Annotated in this window: 16 protein-coding genes, 1 pseudogene and 1 riboswitch; of the genes and pseudogenes, 7 read left to right on the top strand and 10 right to left on the bottom strand. The window is 64.1% G+C overall.

Features of this window, described 5'->3' with window-relative positions; all coding sequences use genetic code 11:
- Positions 1–79: 79 nt before the first annotated feature.
- A riboswitch (cobalamin riboswitch) is annotated at positions 80–297 on the bottom strand.
- A gap of 66 nt (positions 298–363) precedes the next feature.
- The 3 genes from dxs to ACSQ17_RS06905 all read right to left on the bottom strand — a co-directional run bounded on the left by dxs (position 364) and on the right by ACSQ17_RS06905 (position 7,359).
- Complete coding sequence (gene dxs / locus ACSQ17_RS06915; protein ID WP_436068085.1) at positions 364–2,259, bottom strand: 1-deoxy-D-xylulose-5-phosphate synthase; 1,896 nt, start codon at positions 2,257–2,259, stop codon at positions 364–366.
- Between the two features lie 130 nt (positions 2,260–2,389).
- Positions 2,390–5,668, bottom strand: a complete 3,279-nt coding sequence (locus tag ACSQ17_RS06910; RefSeq protein WP_436068084.1) for a carboxyl transferase domain-containing protein — start codon at positions 5,666–5,668, stop codon at positions 2,390–2,392.
- Positions 5,665–7,359: an AMP-binding protein gene (locus tag ACSQ17_RS06905; protein ID WP_436068083.1), complete on the bottom strand. Its 1,695-nt coding sequence runs from the start codon at positions 7,357–7,359 to the stop codon at positions 5,665–5,667. The genes ACSQ17_RS06910 and ACSQ17_RS06905 overlap by 4 nt, the downstream gene beginning before the upstream one ends.
- A 161-nt stretch (positions 7,360–7,520) precedes the next feature.
- Here ACSQ17_RS06905 and ACSQ17_RS06900 point away from each other — a divergent pair, with 161 nt between their 5' ends.
- Entirely contained in the window at positions 7,521–8,441 is a 921-nt protein-coding gene (locus tag ACSQ17_RS06900; protein ID WP_436068082.1) for a LysR family transcriptional regulator, read from the top strand.
- On the opposite strand, the gene ispA is transcribed toward ACSQ17_RS06900, so the two are convergent.
- The 3 genes from ispA to ACSQ17_RS06885 all read right to left on the bottom strand — a co-directional run bounded on the left by ispA (position 8,442) and on the right by ACSQ17_RS06885 (position 10,961).
- A complete protein-coding gene (gene ispA, locus ACSQ17_RS06895) occupies positions 8,442–9,329 on the bottom strand; it encodes a (2E,6E)-farnesyl diphosphate synthase (protein WP_436068081.1) in 888 nt (295 codons plus the stop codon).
- Positions 9,326–9,571 carry an exodeoxyribonuclease VII small subunit gene (locus ACSQ17_RS06890; RefSeq protein WP_090255704.1) on the bottom strand — a complete coding sequence of 82 codons (246 nt, stop codon included), beginning with the start codon at positions 9,569–9,571 and terminating at the stop codon, positions 9,326–9,328. Before ACSQ17_RS06890 ends, ispA begins: the two co-directional genes overlap by 4 nt.
- Before the next feature lie 163 nt (positions 9,572–9,734).
- Positions 9,735–10,961: an oxygenase MpaB family protein gene (locus ACSQ17_RS06885; protein ID WP_436068080.1), complete on the bottom strand. Its 1,227-nt coding sequence runs from the start codon at positions 10,959–10,961 to the stop codon at positions 9,735–9,737.
- Between the two features lie 91 nt (positions 10,962–11,052).
- Between ACSQ17_RS06885 and ACSQ17_RS06880 the strand changes: the two genes are divergently transcribed.
- Complete coding sequence (locus ACSQ17_RS06880; protein WP_436068079.1) at positions 11,053–11,664, top strand: TetR/AcrR family transcriptional regulator; 612 nt, start codon at positions 11,053–11,055, stop codon at positions 11,662–11,664.
- Here the strand turns inward: ACSQ17_RS06880 and ACSQ17_RS06875 are convergent.
- The 3 genes from ACSQ17_RS06875 to ACSQ17_RS06865 are packed head-to-tail and all read right to left on the bottom strand — an operon-like array spanning position 11,655 to position 14,506.
- Positions 11,655–12,101: a DUF2214 family protein gene (locus tag ACSQ17_RS06875; RefSeq protein WP_233685975.1), complete on the bottom strand. Its 447-nt coding sequence runs from the start codon at positions 12,099–12,101 to the stop codon at positions 11,655–11,657. The genes ACSQ17_RS06880 and ACSQ17_RS06875 overlap by 10 nt on opposite strands.
- A 19-nt stretch (positions 12,102–12,120) precedes the next feature.
- Positions 12,121–13,149 carry a sensor domain-containing diguanylate cyclase gene (locus ACSQ17_RS06870; protein WP_436068078.1) on the bottom strand — a complete coding sequence of 343 codons (1,029 nt, stop codon included), beginning with the start codon at positions 13,147–13,149 and terminating at the stop codon, positions 12,121–12,123.
- Entirely contained in the window at positions 13,136–14,506 is a 1,371-nt protein-coding gene (locus ACSQ17_RS06865; protein ID WP_436070441.1) for an MATE family efflux transporter, read from the bottom strand. The genes ACSQ17_RS06870 and ACSQ17_RS06865 overlap by 14 nt, the downstream gene beginning before the upstream one ends.
- Positions 14,507–14,694: 188 nt before the next feature.
- On the opposite strand from ACSQ17_RS06865, the gene ACSQ17_RS06860 reads away from it, so the two are divergent.
- On the top strand, positions 14,695–19,617 hold the full coding sequence (locus tag ACSQ17_RS06860; RefSeq protein ID WP_436068077.1) for an alpha-2-macroglobulin family protein: 4,923 nt from the start codon (positions 14,695–14,697) through the stop codon (positions 19,615–19,617).
- A gap of 185 nt (positions 19,618–19,802) precedes the next feature.
- On the opposite strand, the gene ACSQ17_RS06855 is transcribed toward ACSQ17_RS06860, so the two are convergent.
- A complete protein-coding gene (locus tag ACSQ17_RS06855; RefSeq protein WP_233685972.1) occupies positions 19,803–20,096 on the bottom strand; it encodes a hypothetical protein in 294 nt (97 codons plus the stop codon).
- Between the two features lie 126 nt (positions 20,097–20,222).
- Between ACSQ17_RS06855 and pbpC the strand changes: the two genes are divergently transcribed.
- The 4 genes and pseudogenes from pbpC to ACSQ17_RS06835 all read left to right on the top strand — a co-directional run.
- Positions 20,223–22,613, top strand: coding sequence for a peptidoglycan glycosyltransferase PbpC (gene pbpC, locus ACSQ17_RS06850; protein WP_436068076.1), 2,391 nt, complete (start codon positions 20,223–20,225; stop codon positions 22,611–22,613).
- 90 nt (positions 22,614–22,703) lie between these two features.
- Positions 22,704–23,192 (top strand): substrate-binding domain-containing protein, encoded by a 489-nt coding sequence (locus tag ACSQ17_RS06845; protein WP_436068075.1) that lies wholly within the window; start codon positions 22,704–22,706, stop codon positions 23,190–23,192.
- Positions 23,189–23,725, top strand: coding sequence for a hypothetical protein (locus tag ACSQ17_RS06840; protein ID WP_436068074.1), 537 nt, complete (start codon positions 23,189–23,191; stop codon positions 23,723–23,725). Before ACSQ17_RS06845 ends, ACSQ17_RS06840 begins: the two co-directional genes overlap by 4 nt.
- A 132-nt stretch (positions 23,726–23,857) precedes the next feature.
- Positions 23,858–24,919: pseudogene (locus ACSQ17_RS06835) on the top strand (HAMP domain-containing protein); the annotation flags it as partial.
- Positions 24,920–24,983: the final 64 nt, after the last annotated feature.

Below are 24,983 nucleotides of genomic sequence, written 5' to 3'. Positions count from 1 at the left end.
GAGACTTTTGAGGAGGGCAGGGACAAGAACGGGCGTGCGCAGAGGCAGCCTGAGCTTGACGGTGATGCCCTCCGCAACACCAGTCGCATCCAGCAAGGCCGGTCTCCGGACTCTCGACATACGTGGCCTCGTCCTTCCCAGATTGCTCCAGTGGACAGCGTGAGGTGACGTGCAGAATGGCTCTGCGGTCGATTACCGTTGCGGGGGCAGTGCCGGGATGGCTCGTCATGAGCGCACCGGCTTCCCGTTTAACGCCGCTTCACGGATGAAGGGCGCACCTTGGCGGAAGTAAAACGCCGCGCACCTTAATGCGCGGTTACTGCAATTACAAGTGAGCGTCGTTCAGCTCGGGATCAATGGCGCTCAGCTGGCCAGGGTTGCCAGGCGCTGGCGTACGGCCGCTTCGATGCCAGCGGCATCCAGGCCGCATTCGGCGAGCATCTGCGCCGGTTTGGCGTGTTCGACGTAGTAGTCCGGCAGGCCCAGGTGCAGCACGGGTTTGAGCAGGCCGGCATGGGCGAGGAACTCGCTGACCGCGCTGCCGGCACCGCCCATCACGCTGTTCTCTTCGATGGTCACCAGCAACTCGTGGCTGGCCGCCAGCTGGCGTACCAGGGCTTCATCCAGCGGTTTGACGAAGCGCATATCGACCACCGTGGCGTCGAGTGCGTCGCCCACCTTGAGCGCTTCGCTCAGTTGCACGCCGAACACCAGCAGGGCGCTTTGCTTGCCCTGGCGGCGAACCACGCCCTTACCGATTTCCAGCGGTTCCAGGCCTGGTTCGATGGCCGCATTCGGCCCGCTGCCACGCGGATAGCGGACGGCGGCAGGGCCATTGAACAGATGGCCAGTGCTGAGCATGCGGCGCAGTTCGTTCTCATCACTCGGGGTCATCACCAGCATGCCGGGGATGCAGCGCAGGTAGGAGATGTCGAAGCTGCCGGCGTGGGTCGGGCCGTCCTCGCCGACCAGACCGGCGCGGTCGATGGCGAACAGCACGTCGAGGTGCTGCACGGCTACATCGTGGATCAGCTGGTCATAGGCGCGCTGCAGGAAGGTCGAGTAGATCGCCACCACCGGCTTGGCGCCGTCGCAGGCCATGCCGGCGGCGAGGGTCACTGCGTGTTGCTCGGCGATGGCTACATCGAAATAGCGCTCGGGGTAACGTTCGCTGAAGGCCACCAGGTCGGAGCCTTCCTTCATCGCCGGGGTGATGCCGACCAGGCGCGGGTCTTCGGCGGCCATATCGCACAGCCACTGGCCAAATACGCTGGAGTATTTCGGCCCGCTGGCTTGCTTGGGGGCGGCCGGCGCGTTGATCGGCTCCAGCTTGGTGATAGCGTGATAGCCGATCGGGTCGACCTCGGCCGGGGCGAAACCCTTGCCCTTTTTGGTCACCACATGCAGGAACTGCGGGCCGTCGAGGTCGCGCATATTGCGCAGCGTCGCCAGTAGGGTGGGCAGGTCGTGGCCGTCGATGGGGCCGACGTAGTTCCAGCCCAATTCTTCGAACAGGGTGCCGGGGACCAGCATGCCTTTGGCGTGTTCTTCCACCTTGCGGGCGATTTCCCAGGCACCGGGCAGGTGCGAGAGGATCTTCTTGCTGCCTTCGCGCATGTTCGAGTACGTGCGGCTGGAGATGATCTTGGCCAGGTAGTTGGATAGGCCACCGACGTTCTTGGAGATCGACATGTCGTTGTCGTTGAGGATCACCAGCATGTTGGCGCCCACGTCACTGGCGTGGTTCAGCGCCTCGAAGGCCATACCGGCGGTCATCGCGCCGTCGCCGATTACTGCCACGGCCTTGCGCTTCTCACCTTTCAGGCGGGCGGCGATGGCCATGCCCAGGGCGGCGCTGATGCTGGTGCTGGAGTGGCCGACGCCAAAGGTGTCGTACTCGCTCTCCGAGCGGCGCGGGAAGGCAGCGATGCCATCCTTCTGGCGCAAACTGCCCATCTGCTCACGGCGACCGGTGAGGATCTTGTGCGGGTAGGCCTGATGGCCCACGTCCCACACCAGGCGGTCGTCCGGGGTGTCGAAGACGTAGTGCAGGGCCACGGTCAGTTCGATCACGCCAAGGCCTGCGCCGAAATGCCCACCGGTCTGGCCAACGGTGTATAGCAGGTACTGGCGCAGCTCGTCGGCCAGCGTCTCCAGCTCGGCTTCGCCCAGGCGACGCAGTTCGTCCGGCGTGTTGGCACGGTCTAGGAGGGGCGTCAGCGGGCGCTCACGGGGAATCTCGTGGAAGGTCGTCGGCATCAGGCAGATCGTTATCGGTGCAAAAGATGCGGCAGTTTACCCGAAGCGCCGGAAACTGCCCAAACAAGGTTCGGTTCCATGCACCTCGCGCCTGGATGCACGGATGGTGCATCCAGGCGCGCTCAGCGGACTACCAGGTATCCACGCTGCGCTTTTTGCCCTCGCGCGGCGCGGGCTTGGGTGTGGCATTGAGGCCGCGCAGTAGCCAGGCGCGGGTTTCCACGGGGTCGATCACCGCATCGATCTCCAGAAAGCTGGCCATATTGATGCCCTTGCCATTCTCGTAGGCCTTGGCCACCAGCTTGTCGAACAGCTGCTGGCGTGCCGCCGGGTCCTCAACGGCGGCCAGTTCCTTGGCAAACCCCAGGCGCACCGCGCCTTCCAGGCCCATTGCACCAAACTCGGCGCTGGGCCAGGCGATGGTGAACAGTGGCGAATGGAAGCTGCCGGCGGCCATGGCCTGGGCACCGAGGCCGTAGCCCTTGCGCAGCACCACGGTGAAGAACGGCACCGTCAGGCTGGCGGCGGCGACAAACATGCGCGAGACATGGCGCACCGTGGCCTGCTTCTCCGCCTCCGGGCCGACCATAAAGCCGGGGGTGTCGCACAGCGACAGCAGCGGAATATCGAAGGCGTCGCACAGCTGCATAAAGCGCGCAGCCTTGTCGCCGGCCACCGCATCGATAGCCCCGCCGAGGTGCGCCGGATTATTCGCCAGCAGGCCGAATGGCTTACCTTCGATGCGGATAAATGCGGTGATTAGACCGGGGGCAAATTCGCGGCGCAGTTCCAATACGGAGCCCGTGTCCGCGAGTGTGCGGATGACCTGGCGGATGTCGTAGACGCGCAAGCGGTTTTCCGGGATCAGGTGGCGCAGCTCGCGCTGATCGGCGCAATCCCACTCGGTTAGCACGCCCTGGAAGTAGCTCAGGTACTGCTTGGCCACTTGCACCGCTGCGGCTTCGTCGGCTACCCGCACATCGATAACGCCATTGGGTCCCTGCACGCTGACCGGGCCGACCTGTTCCGGTTTGAAGCTGCCCAGGCCGCCGCCTTCGATCATCGCCGGGCCCGCCATGCCGATGGTCGCGTCCTCTGTGGCGATAATCACATCACAGCAGCCGAGCAGCGCGGCGTTGCCGGCAAAGCAGCGCCCGGACACCACGCCGACCAGCGGCACTAGGCCGGAGAGCTTGGCCATGCCGACAAAGGTGTGACAGTCCAGCCCGGCCACGCCGACAAAATCGGTATCGCCAGGGCGGCCACCGCCACCTTCGGCAAACAGCACCAGCGGCAAGCGCCACTGCGCGGCCAGGCCGAGCATGCGGTCGGTTTTCTTATGGTTCATCACGCCCTGGGTGCCGGCGAAGACCGTGTAGTCGTAGGCGATGGCCATGCAGCGCGCGGCCTGGCTGCCGAACACCTCGGCGTTGACCGTGCCGGTGCCAGCCACCAAGCCATCGGCCGGGCTCTGTTCGATCAGCTCGGCCAGCGAACGCCTGCGCCGTTGTGCGGCAATCGCCAGTGCGCCGTATTCGCTGAAGCTGCCGTCGTCCAGCAAGTCCGCCAGGTTCTCGCGCACGGTGCGTTGGCCCGTCTTGCGCCGTTTGGTCACGGCCTGCGGGCGGCGCTCGTCGCGGGTGACGGCGTGGCGCTCGAGCACTTCGGCCAGATCCGTACGGATATGCTCAAGGTCCAGGCTCTGTTCGCTCTGGCTGGCGGCGACGTCGACCTCGGCGGGTTCGATAAACAGCAGTGGCTGGCCTTCATTGAGTGCGCTGCCGATCTGCACGGCCAGTTGGCGGACGATGCCACTGTGGCTGGCGGTGACGACAAACTCCATTTTCATCGCCTCCAGCACCGCAATGCTCTGGCCGACGGCCACCGCATCGCCTTCGGCCACCTCCAGGCTGACCACCACGCCGGTGCTGTGGGTCAGCAGGGGCAGGCAGCCGGGTGGTGCATCCTGTACCTGCTGTGCGTCTTGGCTGGCCGCCTGCGCACCGGCAAAGAAGTGATGTGGATGGGCCTGGGGCTGGGCGGCCAGCAGCTCGCTTAGCTGGTTTTCGACAAAGCGCGTGGTCAGCTGATAGCTCGCCACCTGCGGCAGGCGCAGCAGGTTCTGCAGCAGGTGCAGGTTGCTCGCCACGCCTTCCAGGCGAAATTCGCACAGTGCCCGGTAGGCGCGGCGCAGGGCGCTGGGGTAGTCCGGTGCATGGGCGATCAGCTTGGCCAGCAGTGAGTCGTAACAGGGGCTGACCGGATAGCCGGCGTAACCGTAGCCATCCACGCGCAGGCCGGGTCCGCTGGGCGGCTGGTAGGCCGTCAGGGTGCCGGCGGCCGGGCGGGTGCTGCCATCGGCACTCATGCTTTCCAGGTTGATGCGCAGCTGCACCGCGCTGCCGTTCAAGGCCGGAGGCTGCAGCAGGCCCAGTTGTTCCAGTGATTGACCTGCGGCCAGCTTGAGCTGGGTGTGCAGCAGGTCGATGCCGGTGACCTGCTCGGTGACGGTGTGTTCGACCTGAATGCGCGGGTTGGCCTCCATAAAGTAAAAGCGCTCGGGTTGTTCGGCATCCAATAGAAATTCGAAGGTGCCCAGGCCTTGGTATTTTGCTGCTCCGGCCAGTTTTAGTGCGGCTGCGATCATCCGTTCGCGGGTGGCAGCGGGGAGGTCCGGGCTGGGGGCGATTTCCACCAGCTTCTGCTGGCGGCGTTGCAGGCTGCAGTCGCGCTCCCACAGATGGCTCACTGCGCCCGTGCTGTCACCCAGTACCTGAATCTCGATATGCCGGGCCTGGCTGACCAGTTGCTCGATATACAGCGCATCATTGCCGAATGCGGTGCGGGCTTCGGACTGGCAGCGTGCAAAGGACTCGTCCAGCTCACTGGCTGCGAATAACGGGCGCATGCCGCGACCACCGCCGCCCGCCAGGGCCTTGAGCATGACGGCGCCATGTTCAGCGAGAAAGCCATGGGCTTCCTCCAGGCTGATCGGCCGATTGATCCCCGCTACCAGCGGCACGGCGCAGCGTTCGGCTAGCGCCCGCGCCGCTGCCTTGTCGCCAAACAATTGCAGCACCTCGCTGCTGGGGCCGACAAAACACAGCCCAGCGGCCTGGCAGCGCCGCGCAAACTCGGCGTTCTCCGCGAGAAAGCCGTAGCCCGGATGCACGGCATCGCAGCCCTGCGCCTGGGCAATCGCGATCAGCTGGTCCATATCCAGGTAAGCCGCTACACCACGGCCCTTGAGCGCCACGGCGCTGTCTGCCTGCCGCACATGCAGGGAAGCGGCGTCGTCTTCGGCGTACAGGGCGACCGAGCGAATGCCCAGTTCACTGGCGGCGCGGGCGATGCGGATGGCGATTTCGCCACGGTTGGCGATCAGCAGGGCAGTAAAGGGGGTGTTCACAGCAGGCTCTCCAGCTCGTTCTTTTTGACCTTGCCGGTGGCCGTCATGGGCAGTGCGTCGACCACGCGGATCTCTGGCACCTTGTAGCTGGCCATCGCCTCCTTGCACCAGTCGTGCAGGCTGTAGGCACTCTCCTGGCTGCCGGCCTTGAACACGACAAACGCCACCGGGCGTTGGCCACTGCTGGCGTCACTACGGCCGATCACCGCACTGGCCAGCAGCGCCGGGTGCTGACCGAGCATGGCCTCCAGTTCGCTGGGGAACACACTCATGCCGTTGACCTTGAGCATTTCCTTGCGCCGGCCCAGGTAGCGGATAAACCCCTGATCGGTGATCTGGCCGAGATCGCCGGTGTGCAGCCAGCCATCGCGCAGAGCCGCAGCAGACTCCTCCGGGCGCTGCCAGTAACCGTGCAGCAAAGAAGGGCTGCGCACGCACAGCTCGCCTTCGCTGCCCAGTGGCAGCAGCTCGCCGCTGGTGAAATCGCAGACCTTGAATTCAGTGCCGGGCACCGGCAGGCCGACAAAAGTCGGGGCGCTGGTGAGGTCGAAATCGTCGTCCTGCAGGCCATAGGTGAAGGTGTCGCAGGTGTGGGTTTCGGTCATGCCGAAGCTGAATTCAAACAGCGTGCAGCCAGTCAGCTCGCGCCAGCGCTCGCGGTAGTCGCGGGTCAGCTTCTTGGTAAAGGAAATGCTCCCGGTGCGGTGCAGCGAACGGAAGTTGTAGCGGCCGACATCGCTGTGCTCCAGGACTTCTGCGGCGCTGTCGACCAGCAGGCCGCAGTGGCTGACCCGGTAATGCTCGATAGCGGCCATAAAGGCCAGCGCATCCCAGCGCGCCAGCAGCACCAGGCGGCAGCCACTGAACACGGGGAACAGCAGTCCGGCGTTTTCTCCGGCAATCCAGAACTCCGGGAGGAAGTTGAGCAGCACGCTATCGGGTTGCAGGCCCATGGCCACGGGCACGAAGCTGGCGCAGGTGTAGAGCATGTCGCCGTGGGTGTGCACACAGCCCTTGGGCAACCCGGTGGTACCACCGGTGTAATTCAGCGCGGCGATGTCATCGAGCTGTGGCCGGTGGCTGGGCGTGGCGTGCTGGCAGCGCTCCACGGCTGGGAGAAAGTCGATGAGATCGGCGTCGAGTGCAACTTTTCCGGCAAGCAGCAGGTCTGCCACCGGGATGCTCGGCACGCTGGGGCGCAGTTCGCTGAGGCTGGTTGCCAGAATGTGGCGCGGCGAGTATTGCGCCTGTACGGCGCGCACCACCGGCAGCAGCTGATCGAAGCAGAGCAGCACCTGAGTGGCGCTGTCCTGTAGCTGATAGGCCAGCTCCAGCGGTTTGCTCAGCGGGCTGACGGGGGCATACACCGCCCCGCATTTGAGGATGCCGTAGAAGGCGATATGCAGCTGTGGGCAGTTGGGCATAAACACCGCAACCCGATCACCGACCTGTACCCCCAGCTCACAGAGCAGTGCAGCGCAGCGGTCGGACAGGCGATCCAGCTCAGCCCAGGTGATGCTGTGGCCGTAGAAGTCCAGGGCCGGGCGGTCAGGCTGGGTACTGGCCCAGGCTCGCAGGTATTCGCTGAGTGGCTGTTGGCCGTGCGGGTAGTGCGCCTCGCGTGGCGCGTTGGCAGGCCAGGCCTCGGCTTGCAGGCTGGCCAGGTGGTCGAGGTATGCGCGTTCAGGCATGGCAGATGGCCCCTTCTTATTTTTTCCTGGCGGCATCTTAGTCAGTCCGTTCGCCGTCACAGAACTGATGCTTATGCATCGTTATCCATGCAGCGTATTCATGGTTTTCTGGTTGCCCTTGCCTGCTAGGCTGGGCGGGTAGGCAATTGTCGGGGATAACCATGAATCAACAGCATGAATGGTCAGCGCTGGGACGCATCGACCTGAACCTGTTTCGAGTCTTCGAGGTGATCTATCGCGAGCGCAACCTGACGCGTGCAGCGGTCTTGCTGCACCTCAGCCAGTCGGCGGTCAGCCACGCGCTGAATCGGTTGCGTGAACAACTGAACGATCCGCTGTTTATCCGCGAAGGCCGTGGGGTGGCGCCCACGCCACTGGCCACACAGCTGGCACCGGGCATTCAGGAGGCATTGGCCGGGTTGTTGCGCAGCGTGACACGCGGTCAGGACTTCGACCCCACGCAGGACCGCCGCACTTTTACCCTGAATATGCCTGAGCAGATGGAGCCGGTGGTGCTGCCGAGCATCATCGACCACCTACGCCGGGTTGCCCCGCAATTGCAGGTGCGCAGCAGCAGCCTGCATTGGGCCGAGCTGCAACGTGAGCTGAGCGCCGGGCGCATCGACCTGGCCATTGAAATCGCCCGGCCGACCGACCCCGAGTTGCGTCAGCAGCAGCTGCTCACCGACCCGTTGTGTGTGGTTGCCGGGCCGGCCTTTGATGGGCCGCTGGATATGCCGCGCTACCTGGCCGCCGAGCACATTGCAGTCACTTCACGGCGGCGTGGCATCTGCGTGGAAGATCTGGCGTTGGCACGCCAGGGATTGGCGCGACAGGTGCGCCAGCGTTGCCAGCATTACCTCTCGGCGGCGCTGCTGGTGGCACAGAGTGAGTGGTTGCTGACCATGCCGTTGCGTTACGCCGAGCTGATCAATGCCGGGTTGCCCAATCGCTTGCTGGCGCTGCCGATCAGCCTGCCGCCAGTCAGCCTCAACCTGTACTGGTCGCGGCAGGTGGAAAACCAGGCCGGGCATGCCTGGTTGCGTGAGCAGATGCTGGCGCTGGCCAGCAGTCGGGGCTGATCAGCTGCGCCGTTCGACGATATAGCGCGCCAGTTCCCGCAGCGGCTCGGCCGCCTGGTCGAACGGCCGTAGGGCGTGCAGGGCCTGGTCGCGCAGCTCCAGGGCGTAGGCCTTGGCCGCGTCGAGGCCAAGCAGGGCGGGGTAGGTGGGTTTGTCGTGGGCCTGGTCCTTGCCCTGGGTCTTGCCCAGGGTGGCCGTGTCGCTTTCCACGTCGAGGATGTCGTCCTGCACCTGAAACGCCAGGCCGATGGCCCGGGCATAGGTGTGCAGGGCTTTCAGGGCGTGCTCGTCGGCGCGCTCGCTGGCCAGTGCGCCGAGCTGCACGCTGGCTTCGATCAGGGCGCCGGTCTTGTGCCGGTGCATGACTTCCAGGGCATCATGGTCGAGCTGCTGGCCTACCGAACCGAGGTCGATGGCTTGCCCGCCGACCATCCCTGCAGGGCCGGCGGCATGGCTCAGGGTGTTGAGCATGGCCAGGCGCAGTTCGGCGCTGTGCGGGTTGTGCTTGGCATCGCTGAGCACTTCAAAGGCCAGGCTTTGCAGACCGTCGCCAGCGAGAATCGCGCAAGCTTCATCGAAGGCTTTGTGGGTGGTCGGCTGACCCCGGCGCAGGTCGTCATCGTCCATCGCCGGCAGGTCGTCATGCACCAGCGAGTAGGCGTGGATCAGCTCCACCGCACAGGCTGCCGCGTTGGCCCGCGCAGGATCGCCGCCAAGGGCTTCACAGGCGGCGTAGGCGAGTAGCGGACGCACCCGTTTGCCGCCATTGAACAGGCTGTAGCGCATGGCTGCATAGAGGCGCTCCAGCTCCGGGCGTGGGCTGTGCAGCAGGGTGTCCAGGGCGGCGTCGACACGGCGCTGGCAGCTGCTCTGGTAGGCCGCAATCATGCCTGTTGATCCGCGTCGAAAGGGGCTTCCTCCAGCTCGCCGTCGCGCTCCATCAGTATTTGCACTTTCTGCTCGGCCTGGGCCAATGCGGCCTGGCAGTCGCGGGTCAGGCGCACACCCTGCTCGAAGGCGGTCAGCGAGTCTTCCAGCGACAGCTCGCCGTTTTCCAGACGCTCGACCAGATTCTGCAGATCGGTCAGGGATTGCTCGAAATCGAGCGCGGCTTTTTTACGGGCGGCCATGGCGGATATCTCGGGGCGGATCGGGGAATTGGAACCGGCGCGACACTAGCAGAGCCATGCCGCGTGGGCAAATGCCCGCCTTGTTTCTGCGCTCGCCCAGGCGGTTTCGCGACCGCTCGCTGAGCCTGCTTATCGCGCCCGGGGCGTGGCGGTCGGCGACGCTTCAGGGCTGCGTTGGCGCTGCCATATCTGTCAGGGTCGGGTGTTTTTTGCCAAACAGGGTTTGCAGATAGGCTTCCTGCTGGCGCAGGCCGCGTTGGATCAGAAATTCGCGGCCGTAGGGCAGGCCGCGTAGCACGGTATGCCAGGCAAAACGTAGCGGCGCGCTCAGCAGGGGGTACCAGGGCAGTATTCCGCGCGGCAACCCCAGTGCCTGCCGCCCGTCGCGGTTGATAAAGCTGCGGGCAATACTCAGGTGAATCGCCTTGTTGAGGTGACCACGCAGCCAGGGCAGGTTGCTGTAGTGGCGTTGCAGGGGTTCGTTAATCAGCGCCATACCCAGTTGACGGCTGCTTTCGTCGGCTGAGGGTTGGCTCAGCAGGTTGTGGTACAGCGCACGACGTGCCTGATTTTCGTCGGCGTGCAGCCAGCAGGCCTCCACCCCCATCAGCCAGGCAATGTAGCGCCAGAGGTGGGTGATGGCTGCGCCCTCTGACAGGGATAGCGGAACTCCGAGTAGGCGTTGGCCAAGCAGGAAAATGCTGGAGAAGGCCAGGTATGTGACGTGCATGTCGCCCTGGTTGATCGGCACGCCGTAATAGCTCGCGTCCCAGTCCTGCATCGCGGCTACGCGGTGGCGTATTAAGCCATGGATCAGGCGTACCTGCAGGGTGCTGCGGTAGCCGGGTGCGCCTGGCAGCATGCCGCCAGGCCGGGTGCAGTCGATCCACCACTTGGTCGTTTCGGCGATGCGCCGTTGTGCGCTTTTTTCCAGTGAGCCGGTGAGTACCAGGGTTCGATTGATGGCCGAAGCCTGGTAGCCGGCGAGCAGACCCAGGTCGCGCAGCACGCGCATTCCCGTCATGCCGGACAAGCCACAGGCGCGCGCGCCCTGGTCGGCCAGGCTGGGCATGAACCAGGCCGGTGTGGCTTCGACCTGATTGAAGAACTGCAGCAGCGGCTGTGGTGGGTCATTCAGCGCGGCGATGCCCTCGTTCACGGCGCGGTCATACAGTGGCTTGGTTCGCGCCAGGCCATTCTCCAGCATCCACTCGATCAGCCTGTCCATTGGCGCGTCGCCGTGCAGCAAGGACTCGCCGATAGCCTGCCACTCATCGGCGCTCGGCTCGCTCGGGCCTTTGATCCAGCGTCGGATGGGGGCGGCGGCTTTGCGTGCGCGTGTGATGTCGGCGCCATGGCGGCCGGGTATACGGGTGGGGTGCGCAGGCATGTTTATACCTTGGTTGGGTGCCGTTGGTTGGTCGTGCCGCCACACTATTGCGAGTAATTACTCGCAAACAACTCGCATGGTCGATGCCGGTATGAGGAAGCAACCTACGCAGAAACGTTCGGGTGAGATGGTCGCGGCGCTGCTTGAGGCTACGGCGCAGGAGTTGGGGGAGCGTGGCCTCGACGGGCTCACTACCAACCATGTTGCCCAGCGTGCCGGGGCCAGCATTGGCTCGCTTTATCAGTATTTCGCCAACAAGGAGGCGTTGATCGAGGCCTTGATGCAGCAGCAGGCTCGCCAGCTGATGGAGGTGGTGTACCAGCGGCTGCGGCCACTGCTCGACTGTGATGTCAGAACGGCCACGCGGGCGGTTTTGCAGGGGGTCTTTGAACAGGTGGAGCAGGACAAGGGGCAGCGCGAGCTGGTGCGTAATTGGCACCGGCTGCAATCAGGCAAGCTGTTCCAGAGCCTGGAGCGGGATATGAGTGAGGTGTGCCAGCACTATCTGATGCGTCATGCGCATGAGTACCGCATCGATAACCTGCCGGCCACGCTATTTGTAATGGTCAACTCGGTGCAGTACACCACGGCTTGTTACTTCAGCCAGGATCAGCAATTGCTCACGCGTGATGAGGTGATCGAGAGCATGGCCCTGATGGTCGAGGCATTCTGCCTGCCGCGCCAGGCTGGCGGTCAGCCATAACCACGCGCCATCAGCACTGCCAGTAATGGTAGGGCCAGTAGCAGCAACAGTTCCAGGCGAATCACCATGATCACCAGGCGTGCCTGGCGGGCGCTGACCTGCGGCACTTCGCCGGCCTTGAGGCTGTTACGCCAGTTGAGGAAGACAAAGGTCGGCACCACGGAAATCAGTCCGATCAGAATAAACAGGCCGACTTTGGCGTGAAACAGGCTGTTGCCCAGGTAGTAGTCCAGGCCCTTGCCGTACCAGAGCACGCGCGCCAGGCCGGTAAACAGCACCACGCCAGCACTGATGCCATAAGCAATGTCGGTGATGATCAGGCTGCGGGCGCGGCGCAGGTCCAGCGGCAGTTTGAATTGCACATGCTCGACGCTAAGCAGGGCGAACAGCACGAAAATCGACAGGTAATGCAGGTAGGCAGCCAGTGCTTGAGCCATGTGGGCATCCTTTCTCGGGTCAGTGGGCGAATTCAACCCGGTTACGGCCATTGCCCTTGGCCTGATAGAGAGCCTGATCGGCGCGTTTCATGGTGCTGCTGGGTGGTTCCCCGGCGCTGCGCAGGGCCGCGCCGATGCTGATAGTCAGGTGCAGGGGGTGGTTGTCGGTTTCCACCGGCTCTTTGCTCAGGGTGCTGCGAATCCGTTCGGCAATTTGCAGCAGCTCGTGCTGGTCATGCACCTGCAGCAGCACCACGAACTCCTCGCCGCCACTGCGGGTGACTACATCCTGCGGACGCACGGCGGCACTGATGCGCCGCGCAGTTTCCCACAGCACCTGATCGCCGGCGGCGTGGCCGTGGTTGTCGTTGACCTTCTTGAAGTAGTCGAGATCGCAGAACAGCACGCCGAGGCTCAAGCCCAGTTCGTCGGCCTGTTGCTGATGCCTGGGCAGGAAGTGATCGAGGCCGGCGCGGTTCCACAGCTGGGTCAGTGGGTCGAGCATGGTCTTGCGCTGTTCGCGGCTCAGCGCCGCACGCAGCTGTTCGGTCTGGGCGCTGACATGGCGCAGCTTCAGGTAGCCTTCCACCAGCACGGCCATGTCGGTAAACAGGCGCAGCTGCTTGTCCGTTAGCTGCCGCGGGACCGGGTCGATCAGGCACAGGGTACCAAGTGCCTGGCCTTCTTCGGAGAACAGCGGTTGCCCGGCATAGAAGCGGATCTGCGGGTTGTTGACCACCACCGGGTTGTCGTGGAAACGCAGGTCGTTATGGGTGTCTTCGACGATAAACGGCTGGGTGCCGAGAATCGCGTGGGCGCAGAAGGAAATGGTCCGCGGGGTTTCGCTGATTTCCAGGCCGATACGTGACTTGAACCACTGGCGGTCATGGTCGATCAGGCTGACCAGCACGGTCTTGACCGCGAAGACCTCGCGCACCACCCGTACCAGGGTGTCCAGATAGGCGTCTGCGGGGGTGTCGAGCAGTTCGTTGTCATCGAGAATCTGCTGGCGCAGGACTTCATCGCAGGGCATTTCAGGGCTGAGCATAAGGGGCTCCTGATTGGCTGGGGGCGAACCATTGGTCGGCACGGGTCAGGCGGTAAGCATAGCCACCCAGGCACAGGCCGCGTAGCGCCATAAAGGCCAGCAGAGCCAGCCACAGGCCGTGGTTGCCCAGCGCCTGTAGCCACCAGGCCAATGGCAGGCTTAGAAATAATGCCCAGAGCATGGCATTACGCATTTCACGAGCGCGGGTAGCGCCGATAAACAGGCCATCGAGCAGGTAGCTCCAGACCCCGATCAACGGCAGCAACGCCAGATAGGGCAGGTAGGTAAGGGCCGTGCTACGTACTGTGGCGATGTCGGTTTGCAGGCCGACAAACCAGTGCCCGCCGAGCCAGAAGAAGAGGGCAAATCCCAGGCTCGCCAGCAGTGACCAGGCCCCCGCCACCAGCATGCTGCGCCGCAGCGCCTGGCGATCCCCGGCGCCCAGCGCATGCCCGCCAAGCGCCTCGACGGCATGGGCCAGCCCGTCCAGGGCGAAGGCGCTCAGCATCAGGCCATTGATCAGCAAGGCATTGGCCGCCACTGTGGTATCACCTAGGCGGGTGCCTTGTACGGTAATGAGGAAAAATGCCGCTTGCAGGGCCATGGTACGAATAAAAATATCGCGGTTTACCGCCAGCAAAGGCCGCCAGTTCTGCCATAGCCGCAGCGCGGGCCAATTGATGCGCCCAGCCTGGCGCTTGATTGTCTGGCGCGCCAGGTAAAGGCCGAGCAGTGCCCCGCTCCATTCCGCCAGTACCGAGCCCCAGGCTGCGCCTGCCACTTCCCAGCCCAGCCGGAGGACGAACAGCAACGTCAGGGCCACATTCAGCAGGTTGGTGCCGAACATGATCAATAACGGCCCGCGGGCATTTTGTGTGCCGAGTAGCCAGCCGACCAGGGCATAGCTGGCCAGCGCGCCTGGCAGGCCGAAGAGTCGAATATGCAGATAACTGCGAGCCAGGACGTCGAGCTGCGCCGAAGGCTGCATCAGCTCCAATACCGGTACGCTGAGCAGGCGCATCAGCAGGCCCAGTGCCAAGGCCAGTACGCCGCCTAACAACAAGGCTTGCAGCAACACCTGGCGCAGCGCGCTGCCGTCTCTGCGGCCAACTGCCTGGGCGGTAAAGCCCGTGGTGCCCATGCGCAGAAAGCCCACGCTGCCGACCAGCAAGCCATACAGGCTGGCGCCCACTGCCACTGCGGCCAATTGGTGGGCATGCGGCAAATGGCCAATTACCGCACTGTCGACCAGCGCCACCAGCGGTACCGAGAGGTTGCAGAGGATCATCGGCGCAGCCAATGCCCAGACCCGTTTGTGGGTCGGCGCATGCTGCCAGGCATCGCGTACGGCGTTTATCAAATGCGTTCTCGAACTAGCTGGGAATGGCTGCAACAAAATGCGCAGGCGCGTGTCACAGGCGGGGTATTAAACACTGATCGACAGGCGTGCGCTGCTGAGCAATTTTGCAGATGCACACTTAGTGGTCGGTGAGCGCCTCGACTATAGTGTCAGGCCTCTGCATCTACCCTTGTTGGAGCCCCGCAATGCCGAAGAATGGACTGCTTCTGGCACTTGTCCTGAGCCTGCTCAGCGCCTGTGATTCATCTACCCCGGTGCCCGCCGAAGTGACGGCCACCCAAGCCATCCCCAGCACCAGCGAGACGGCCAAAGCGCCGGTTGACCGCAAGGCGCTGGCCGAACGTTACGCCGGTCGCGAACTGACCGTGGTAGACGTTTCGGAGGTCCAGCTGGATGGTGCCAGCACCCTGTCGATCAGTTTTTCCGTACCGCTCGACCCCGAGCAGAAGCTCGCCGAGCGCCTGCATCTGGTCGATAGCAAAAGCGGCAAGGTCGACGGCGCCTGGGAGCTGACCGACAACCTGATGGAAGTGCGCCTGCGTCACCTGGAGCCGCAGCGCAAATTGGTGCTGACTGTAGATGCCGGGCTGCTCGGGCTGAATGGCAAGCGCCTCGCCGCCGAGCAGGTGACCCGCCTGGAAACCCGCGACCTGCAAGCCAGTGTCGGCTTCGCCAGCCGTGGCTCGCTGCTGCCGACGCGCCTGGCCGAAGGCCTGCCGGTGATTGCGCTGAACGTTGACAAGGTGAATGTCGAGTTCTTCCGCATCAAACCCGAATCGCTGCCGGCCTTCCTTAACCGCTGGGGCCGGTCGAGCAATCTGGACAATTGGGAAGCCCGCAGCCTGCTGCCGATGGCCGAGCTGGTCTACGGCGGCCGCTTTGACCTGAACCCGGCGCGCAACACCCGCGAAACCCTGCTGCTGCCGATTGCCGGCCTGGAGCCGTTCAAGCAGCCCGGTGTGTACCTGGCGGTGATGCGTGAAGCGGGCAGCTACAACTACTCGCAACCGGCCACGCTGTTCACCCTGAGCGATATCGGCCTGTCCGTGCACCGTTACCAGAACCGTATGGATGTGTTCACCCAGGCCCTGGCCGGTGGTGATGCCTTGGGCGATGTACGTCTGGAAATCCTCAACGCAGAAGGCCAGGTGCTGGCCGAAGGCAAGACCGACGGCGCCGGCCATGGCGAACTGCCGTTGCCGCCCAAAGCCGAAGTGCTGCTGGCCCACCAGGGCGAACAGACCAGCCTGTTACGCCTGAACACCGCCGCGCTGGACCTGGCCGAATTCGATATCGCCGGTCCTGTTGCCCATCCGTTGCAGTTCTTCGTATTCGGCCCGCGTGACCTCTATCGCCCCGGCGAGACCGTGCTGCTTAATGGCCTGCTGCGCGATGCCGATGGCCGCGCGGTAAAAGCCCAGCCGGTGAATGTGGAAGTGCGCCGCCCGGATGAGCAGGTCAGCCGCAAGTTCGTCTGGCAGGCCGACGATTCCGGCCTGTATCAGTACCAACTGCAACTGGCTGATGAAGCGCCGACCGGCCGCTGGCAACTGCTGTTCGATCTCGGTGATGGCCGTCAGCAGCTGTACGAGTTCTCCGTGGAAGACTTCCTGCCTGAGCGTATGGCCCTGGAACTCAAGGGCAGCGAGGTGCCTTACAGCCCGAGCGAGAACGCTCAGTTCGACGTGACGGGGCGCTACCTGTATGGCGCCCCGGCTGCCGGTAATCGTCTCAGTGGCCAGCTTTATGTGCGTCCGCTGCGTGAGGCAGTGGCGAGTTTGCCGGGCTATCAGTTCGGTTCGGTTACTGAAGAAGAGCTGAGTGAGGACATCGAACTGGATGAAACCAGCCTCGACGAGCAGGGCAAGGCCAGCCTGGATATCGAGAGCCGTTGGAGCGATGCCAAATCGCCGCTGCGTCTGATTCTGCAGGCCAGCCTGCAGGAGTCCGGTGGCCGCGCGATTACCCGGCGGATTGTCCAGCCAGTGTGGCCGGCCGAGCGTCTGCCGGGTGTACGCGGGTTGTTTGATGGCGAAGAAGTGGACGCCGACAGCCTGGCCGAGTTTGAAGTGCTGGTGGCCGATGCCGAGGGCAATAAACTGGCCGCCGATCAGCTCAGCGTGCGCCTGATCCGTGAGCGCCGTGACTACTTCTGGAACTTCTCCGAGAGCGATGGCTGGAGCCATAACTACACCGAGAAATTCCTCACCCTTAACGAAGAAACCCTCAAGGTCGCTGCCGGCGGCACCGCCAAGATCAGCTTCCCGGTGGAATGGGGCCCGTATCGCATTGAGGTGATCGACGGCCAGACCGGCCTGCTCAGCAGCCTGCGCTTCTGGGCCGGCTACCGCTGGCAGGACAACGCCGACGGCGGCGCGGTGCGTCCGGATCAGGTCAAGCTGGCGCTGGATAAACCGGCCTATGTCGATGGCGATACGGCCCAGGTCACCGTCACCCCGCCCGCTGCGGGCAAGGGCTACCTGATGGTGGAGTCCAGTGAAGGCCCACTGTGGTGGCAAGAGGTAGACGTACCGGCCGAAGGCAAGACCTTCGACATCCCGATTGCCAAGGACTGGGCACGGCATGACCTGTATGTTAGCGCCCTGGTGATTCGCCCCGGCGAGCGCAAAAGCAATGCCACGCCCAAGCGCGCGGTCGGCCTGTTGCATCTGCCGCTGGAGCGTGCGCCGCGCAAACTGGCGCTGACCCTCACCGCTGCAGAGAAGATGCGCCCCAACCAGCCACTCAAGGTCAAGGTGCAGGCGCGCAACGCCGACGGCAGCATCCCGAAACAGGCGCAGGTGCTGGTGGCCGCAGTGGATGTCGGCATCCTCAATATCACCGACTACGCCACGCCGGATCCATTCGCCAACTTCTTCGGCCGCAAGGCTTATGGCGCAGATCATCTGGATATCTACGGTCAACTGATCGAAGCCGGCCAAGGTCGGGTGGCCAAATTGGCCTTCGGTGGTGACGCGGCGCTGGCCGGTGGCGGCAAGCGTCCGGACACCAGTGTGCTGATCGTCGCCCTACAGAGTGAGCCGCTGAAACTGAACGAGCAGGGTGAAGGCGAAGTCAGCCTGGCGATCCCTGACTTCAACGGTGAACTGCGCCTGATGGCGCAAGCCTGGACCGACGAGCACTACGGCATGGGCGAAGGCAAGACGGTGGTCGCTGCACCACTGATTGCCGAGCTGTCGGCGCCGCGCTTCCTCGCCGGTGGTGATGAAACCACCTTGGCCCTGGACCTGAGCAACCTCTCCGGGCGCGAGCAGAAACTCGATGTACAACTGAGTGCCGAAGGTCAACTGCGCCTGGCGCAGAACCCCGGCGCAGCGGTGGCGCCGATCACCCTGGCCGACGGTCAGCGCACCATCCTGCGCATCCCGGTCAGTGCCTTGGGTGGTTACGGCCAGGGACGCTTCAAGGTCAGCGTCAACGGCCTGGCCCTGCCGGGTGAAGACCTGCCGCCGTTCAGCCGCGAGTGGACGTTGGGCATTCGTCCGGCCTATCCGGCGCAGCTGCAACACTTCCGCGCCGTGCTCAAAGACGAACCCTGGCTGCTGCCGGCCAATGCCCTGAGTGCCTTCGAGACGGCAGGGCTGGAAGCGCGGCTGGCGATATCCAGCCGGCCGCCGCTCAACCTGGGCGAGCAGATTCGCGCGCTTAAAGCCTATCCATACGGCTGCCTGGAGCAGACCACCAGTGGTCTGTATCCGTCGCTGTATGCCGATGCCGCCACACTGAAACGTCTGGGCGTGGAAGCCGAGCCGGATGAGCAGCGCAAACGCTCCATCGAGCTGGGCATCGAACGCCTGCTGAGCATGCAGCGCTACAACGGCAGCTTCGGTCTGTGGGGCGCGGACAGCGACGAGGAATACTGGCTGACCGCTTATGTCAGCGACTTCCTCCTGCGCGCCCGTGAGCAAGGTTTCGGCGTGCCGGAAGAGGCGCTGAAAAAGGCCAATGAACGCCTGCTGCGCTACCTGCAGGAGCGCCAGCTGATCGAAGTCAATTACAGCGACAATGCTGAGCACAGCCGCTTTGCCGTGCAGGCCTACGCCGGTTATGTGCTGGCGCGCAGCCAGCAGGCGCCGCTGGGTGCGCTGCGCAGCCTGTACGAGCGACGCAGCGATGCCCGCTCCGGCTTACCGCTGGTGCACCTGGCCGTGGCCTTGCAGAAAATGGGCGACCAGCCGCGTGCCGACGAACTGCTGACCGCCGGCCTGGCCCGTGGCCGTGACAGCAACACCTGGCTGGCTGACTACGGCAGCCCGCTGCGCGACCAGGCGCTGATTCTGGCGCTGCTTGAAGAGCACGACCTGGCCGGCAACCGCCGCGAAGAGCGGCTGTTCAACCTGGCTGACGAAGTGGCCGGGCAGCAGTGGCTGTCGACCCAGGAGCGCAACTCGCTGTACCTGGCCGGGCGCAACCTGCTGAGCAAGCCGGAGCCAAACTGGAGTGCCGCCCTGCAAAGCGGCAGCCTGGCCTTCGACCTGAGCAATGCCCAACCGGGGCTCAAACTCGATGGCAGCGACCTGGCGGCGCCGCTGAGCATTCGCAATTCAGTCAGCAAACCGGGCGACACGCCGCTGTACCAGCAGCTCACCCTGTCCGGCTACCCCAGCCAGGCACCCGCAGCCGGTGGCGAGAACCTCAGCATCTACCGCGAGTACCTGGGCATGGACGGCCAGCCGCTGGACCTGAGCAACCTGCAAAGTGGCGAGCTGGTGCTGGTGCACCTGGCCGTATCCGCCAAGCAGCGCGTACCGGATGCTCTGGTGGTCGACCTGCTGCCGGCAGGCCTGGAGCTGGAGAACCAGAACCTGGCACAAAGTTCGGCCAGCCTGGATGACGCCAGCAGTGCGGTGAAAGAGTGGCGTGAGTCGATGCAGAACGCGGCGATCAAGCACCAGGAGTTCCGTGGTGATCGCTACGTTGCAGCGCTGGACGTCAACGGCTACGACACCACTCACTTGCTGTACCTGGCCCGCGCCGTTACCCCGGGCAGCTACCGCGTACCGCCACCGCAAGTGGAGTCGATGTACCGACCGAACTGGCAGGCTTTGGGCACCACGCCGGGGCGTTTGATCGTTAAGGAGCGTTAGAACCAGTCTCGGATCTGCTGCGCGTCGGCGATACGGCGTTAAAAATGGCCTCGGAATGCTCATTTACAGCACGTAAACTCCGCTTCCTCGGCCATTTTTGCCTTGTCTCGCTCTAGCTCGCGAGATCCGAAACAGGTTCTTAGAACGCACAAGGCCCGCCAGATTGGCGGGCCTTGTTGTTTGGCTTAACCGATCAGGCCGCCTAGCAACCATAACCCCAGCACCAGCCAGATCACCCCGGCAATGATCGAACGGCGGATAAAGGCGCGCACCGCCAGGTACAGCAGCCAGAGGCCGGCCACCAGCACCACGATGCTGAGCAATGATGGCGTCACCCCCAAGGCCTTGGACATGCCCGTGATAAAGCTGCTGACCGCACCACCGAGCAGGCCGAAGAAGCCGCTCAAGCCTTCGACGATAAAGCGGATCACCGAGCCAACCGCCTCGCCCAGGGATTCAAAAAAGCCTTCTACACCCATAGTTCTCGTTCCACTCAACGCTGCATGGATTGCTGCTGCGCGTCAGTGTGCCAGTGATTTGGCAGAATGGCAGCGCTGTTGGCCGTTTGTCAGTACAGCATCGCGATACAAGGAATGGCTACGCGCATGACCCGCGTTAACGTGTTTTACCAGCGGCTTGTTGTGATCTGCCGTCAGCACCTCTGGCCGCTGTTACGGCGGCCCTGGCTGGCGCTGCCGTTGGCCTTGCTGCTGGCACTGCTGGCACTGCTGGCGGCCGACCGCCTGTTTCCGCTGCCGGTGCCGGGGGATGACCTGGCCCGCGTGGTGCTGGCCGAGGACGGTGCGCCGCTGTGGCGCTTTGCCGACCATGATGGCGTATGGCGTTACCCGGTCAGCCCCGCGGAGGTGTCGCCCTATTACCTGGAGGCGCTGCTGACCTACGAGGATCGCTGGTTCTATCAGCACCCTGGGGTCAACCCGCTGGCGCTGGGCCGCGCAGCCTGGCAGAACCTCAGCGGCGGGCGGGTGCTGTCGGGTGGCAGCACGCTGTCGATGCAGGTGGCGCGCCTGCTTGATCCACATGCGCGCAGCTACAGCGGCAAGCTCAAGCAGTTGTGGCGCACGCTGCAGCTGGAGTGGCACCTGTCCAAGGATGAAATCCTCACCCTCTACCTCAATCGCGCGCCGTTTGGCGGCACGCTACAAGGGGTGGCTGCGGCCAGCTGGGCCTACCTGGGCAAATCACCGAGCCAACTGACTCGCGCCGAAGCGGCCTTGCTGGCGGTGCTGCCGCAGGCGCCCAGCCGTTTGCGTCCGGATCGTCATCCCGAGCGGGCGCAGGCAGCGCGCGACAAGGTGCTCAAGCGCCTGGCCAGCTTCCAGATATGGCCGCAATCGGCGATCAACGATGCGCTGGAAGAACCGGTGCTGCTGGCGCCGCGCCAGGAACCGCGCCTGGCCCCGTTGCTGGCGCGGCGGCTGAATACGGCGGGCAGCCCACCGCTGATTCGCACGACGCTCGATGCCACCTTGCAGCGCCGCCTGGAAGACCTGCTGCTGGGCTGGCGTGCGCGGCTGCCAGAGCGCACCTCGGCAGCGATTCTGGTGGTCGAGCAGCCGAGCATGGCGGTGCGCGCTTACCTAGGCTCAGTGGATATCAGCGATGCCAAACGCTTCGGCCATGTCGACATGATCAACGCGGTGCGCTCGCCGGGTTCGACCCTGAAGCCCTTTCTTTACGGCATGGCGTTGGATGAAGGGCTGATTCATTCCGAATCACTGCTGCAGGATGTGCCACGCCGTTATGGCGACTATCGACCGGGCAACTTCGCCGCCGGCTTCAGCGGCGCGGTGTCGGCCAGTGAGGCGCTGGCTACCTCGCTCAACCTACCCGCCGTGCAACTGCTGGAAGCCTACGGGCCGAAGCGTTTTGCTGGTGAGCTGCGCAGTGCCGGCGTGCCCTTGCTGCTGCCACCGCTGGCCGAACCTAACCTGGCGTTGATTCTCGGCGGCGCCGGCAGCCGGCTGGAGGAACTGGTCAGCGGTTACAGCGCCTTTGCCCGCGGCGGCATGGCCGTACGCCTGCGTTTTCAGCCGCAGGATGGGCTGCATGAGCGGCGTTTACTGTCGCCCGGCTCGGCGTGGATTGTACGGCGCATTCTCAGCGGTCAGGCGCGGCCTGATCGTGACCCGCGCGCGCAGCTGGTGCAGCGCCCGAGCCTGGCCTGGAAGACTGGTACTAGCTATGGCTTTCGTGATGCCTGGGCGATTGGCGTGGCGCCGCGTTACCTGATCGGCATCTGGATCGGCCGTCCTGACGGCACCCCGGTGTCCGGGCAGTTTGGCCTGGCGTCGGCCGCGCCACTGCTATTGCAGGTGCATGATCTGCTGGTCAATCGCGACAGCCAGCGTGGCATTGCCCTGCCGATAGACCCGCAGCCGGCCTCGGTCGGTGTGGCCGCCATCTGTTGGCCGCTGGGTCAACCGCTCGACAGCCATGACCCCAACTGCCGGCGTCAGCGCTTCGCCTGGACCCTGGACGGCACTACGCCGCCGACCTTGCAGGCGCAGGATCAGCCGCTGGGCCTGGGCTTGCAGGAAACCCTTTGGGTCAATGCCCAGGGCTTGCGTGTGGATGCCAGCTGTCCGGGAGCCACGGCGCAGCATCTGGCGTTGTGGCCAGCACCGCTGGAGCCCTGGTTGCCACGCCGTGAGCGACGCAGTGCGCGCCTGCCGGCGGTGGACCGGCAATGCCCGCCGCAACAGGTCGCCGCCAGTGCGCCGTTGTCGATTGTCGGGGTGCGCGAAGGCGACCGCTTGCGGCGCCCGGCCGGCAGCGTTGAACCGCTGCGCTTGCGTCTTTCGGCCCTGGGCGGCAGTGGCCGACGCTGGTGGTTTGTCGACGGCCAACCGGTGGCGGAAACCACGGCTGAAGCCGTGCTGAACCAGAGTTTTTCGCGCGCCGGTCGCTACCAGCTCAGTGTGCTCGACGAGAGTGGCCAGACCGCCAAATTGAGTTTCAGCCTGTCCGATTGAGGTCGTCTGCCCGCTGCCCGTCAATGGACGGACTACGCTGCTAGCAACAGCTGTTCGACAAAGTGCCGGGCAGCAGCGCAGGGAAAAGCCATGTCGATGACCTACAAGGCAAGTGCGTTCTGGCTGTGCGGGCTGCTGTTCAGTGCCTGGCTGGCGGCGGCGCAATGGTCCGGGCCGCGTGACGGGCCGCCGGCGCGCAGCGGCATGCAGGTCAGCTTTATTGCGGCTGATTTTCGCAACGGTGGTGTGGTTGGCGTGTATCGCAGCTTCGAGCGGGCGGCCAAGCTGCTCGGCTGGCAGGTGCACGCGGTGGATGGTCGAGGTGATCCGGCAGAGATCCAGCGCGTGGCGGCGCAGGCGCTGGAGCGCAGGCCACAGAGCGTGGTGCTCGGCGGTTTTGACCCGCAGGCCCTCGGTGCGCTGATCGATGACTTCAAACGCCAGGACATTCCCCTGGTCGGCTGGCATGCCGGAGATCGGCCGGGGCCGACCGAGGTGCTGTTCAGCAATATCACCAGTGACCCGCAGCAGGTGGCCGATCTGGCGGTGGAGTACGCGATGGCCCGATTGGCGTGGTGATTTTTACCGACAGCCAGTTCGCCATCGCTACGGCCAAGACCGAACGGATGGCCGAGCGCCTGGCGCAATGTGAGCAATGCCGCCTGCTGAGCATTGAGGATTTGCCGATCTCTGCCGTGAGCAAGGGTATGGATGAGCGGGTGCGCACGCTGCATCGGCGCTTCGGCAATCAATGGAGCCACACGTTGGCGATCAACGATGTGTACTTCGACCATATCAACGTGCCGCTCAACGCGCTGGGGCGCAAGGGCCTGCGCAATATTTCTGCGGGTGATGGCTCGGCCAAGGCCTTGGGGCGTATTCACTCCGGCCTGTCGCAACAGGTGGCGACGGTGGCCGAGCCCTTGAGCGTGCAGGGCTGGCAGCTGGTTGATGAGTTGAACCGGGCATTTGCCGGCACGCCCTCAAGCCAGTTTGTTTCCGCGCCGCTGCTGATCACCCCCAGTGTGTTGCAGGAGAGCGATGACCTGAGTATCGAACTGGATTTCAGCCACGAAGAGGCCTACCTGCGCTTGTGGCGGCAGATGCAGTGAGAGGTGCTGCGGGCTGGTTAAAGTCGGCGCATGGACTGGCCGATAGCTGTTATACGTCGGCAGGTTATTGAGTTTGTGTACATGATTGTATTCAATCTTGCCTTTCCAATAATAAGCATAAGGTAACCCTCCATGAGCGTGTGGAAACGCAGCATTCAGTGGCAGCTGATTCTCAGCATGGGCGCTGCCCTGCTTGCCAGCATTCTGATTGTGGTCGGCGTCTATTCGGCGGTGGTCAACCGTCTGAGTGAGCGCTTCCTGGTTGAGGAAGCGCTGCCGGCACGGGTGCTGGCGATCCGCAATGACCTGGAGCGGGTGCTCACCGCGCCGATTACGGCCAACGCCGGGATTGCCGGCAACGCGTTCATTCAGGATTGGCTGGCCGCTGGCGAAGATGAGGGGCTGCGTGATGCCGTGGCGCGTTATCTGGATGGCGTACGCGTGCAGCAGAATGCCATGACCACCTCGATTGCCGTACTGGAAAGCGGCAACTATTTCACCGGTACTGGCCTCGCGCGGGTGATCAATCGCACTCAGCCGGAGAACCAGTGGTTCTACAAACTGGTCGACAGCAGCCGCGATCAGGTGCTGGAAATCGACATCGACAAGGGCACGCGGCTGCCCACCCTGTTTATCAATCAGCGCATCAAGCAGGGCAACAAGACGCTGGGTGTGTCCGGTCTGGGCTACAGCCTCAAGGCCATGTCGGAAATGATTCGTGATTTTCGCTTTGGCGAGCGTGGCCAGGTGTTCCTGATCGATGCCCAGGGCGAGATCAAGGTGCACCCGCAGGCCGAACTGAGCGGCAGCGGTCGTTTGGCGGAGCTGTTTGGCCAAGGCCCGGCCGACCAGTTGCTGAACAGCGGCGGCAAGGCGGTGCGTTTTGAACGCGACGGCGAGGCTTACCTGGCCGTGGCGCAGAAACTCGGCAGCCTGGACTGGCTGCTGGTCAGCGAAGTGCCTGAGGCGGAAATCTACGCCGAGGCGCGTCAGGCGCTGTTTATGACCAGCGCCATCGGCATTGGTGTGGCGTTGCTGTTCCTCGGTCTGGTGGTGATTCTGGCACGCGGTCTGGTGCGGCCGATCCGTCAGGTGACTGCTGCGCTGGTTGAAATCGGCGGCGGTGGCGGTGACCTGACCCGTCGCCTGGATGAGTCCCGCGAGGACGAACTGGGCGACTTGGCCCGTGGCTTCAACCGCTTTATCGGCGGTCAGCGCAGCCTGATCAGCGATGTGTTGGCGACCAGTGAGCGTTTGC

It is taken from the genome of Pseudomonas sp. LjRoot71 (assembly GCF_964253255.1).
Classification (GTDB): domain Bacteria; phylum Pseudomonadota; class Gammaproteobacteria; order Pseudomonadales; family Pseudomonadaceae; genus Aquipseudomonas.
Note: the sequence above shows the minus strand (reverse complement) of the source record. Positions and strands in the feature narration are given on the sequence as shown.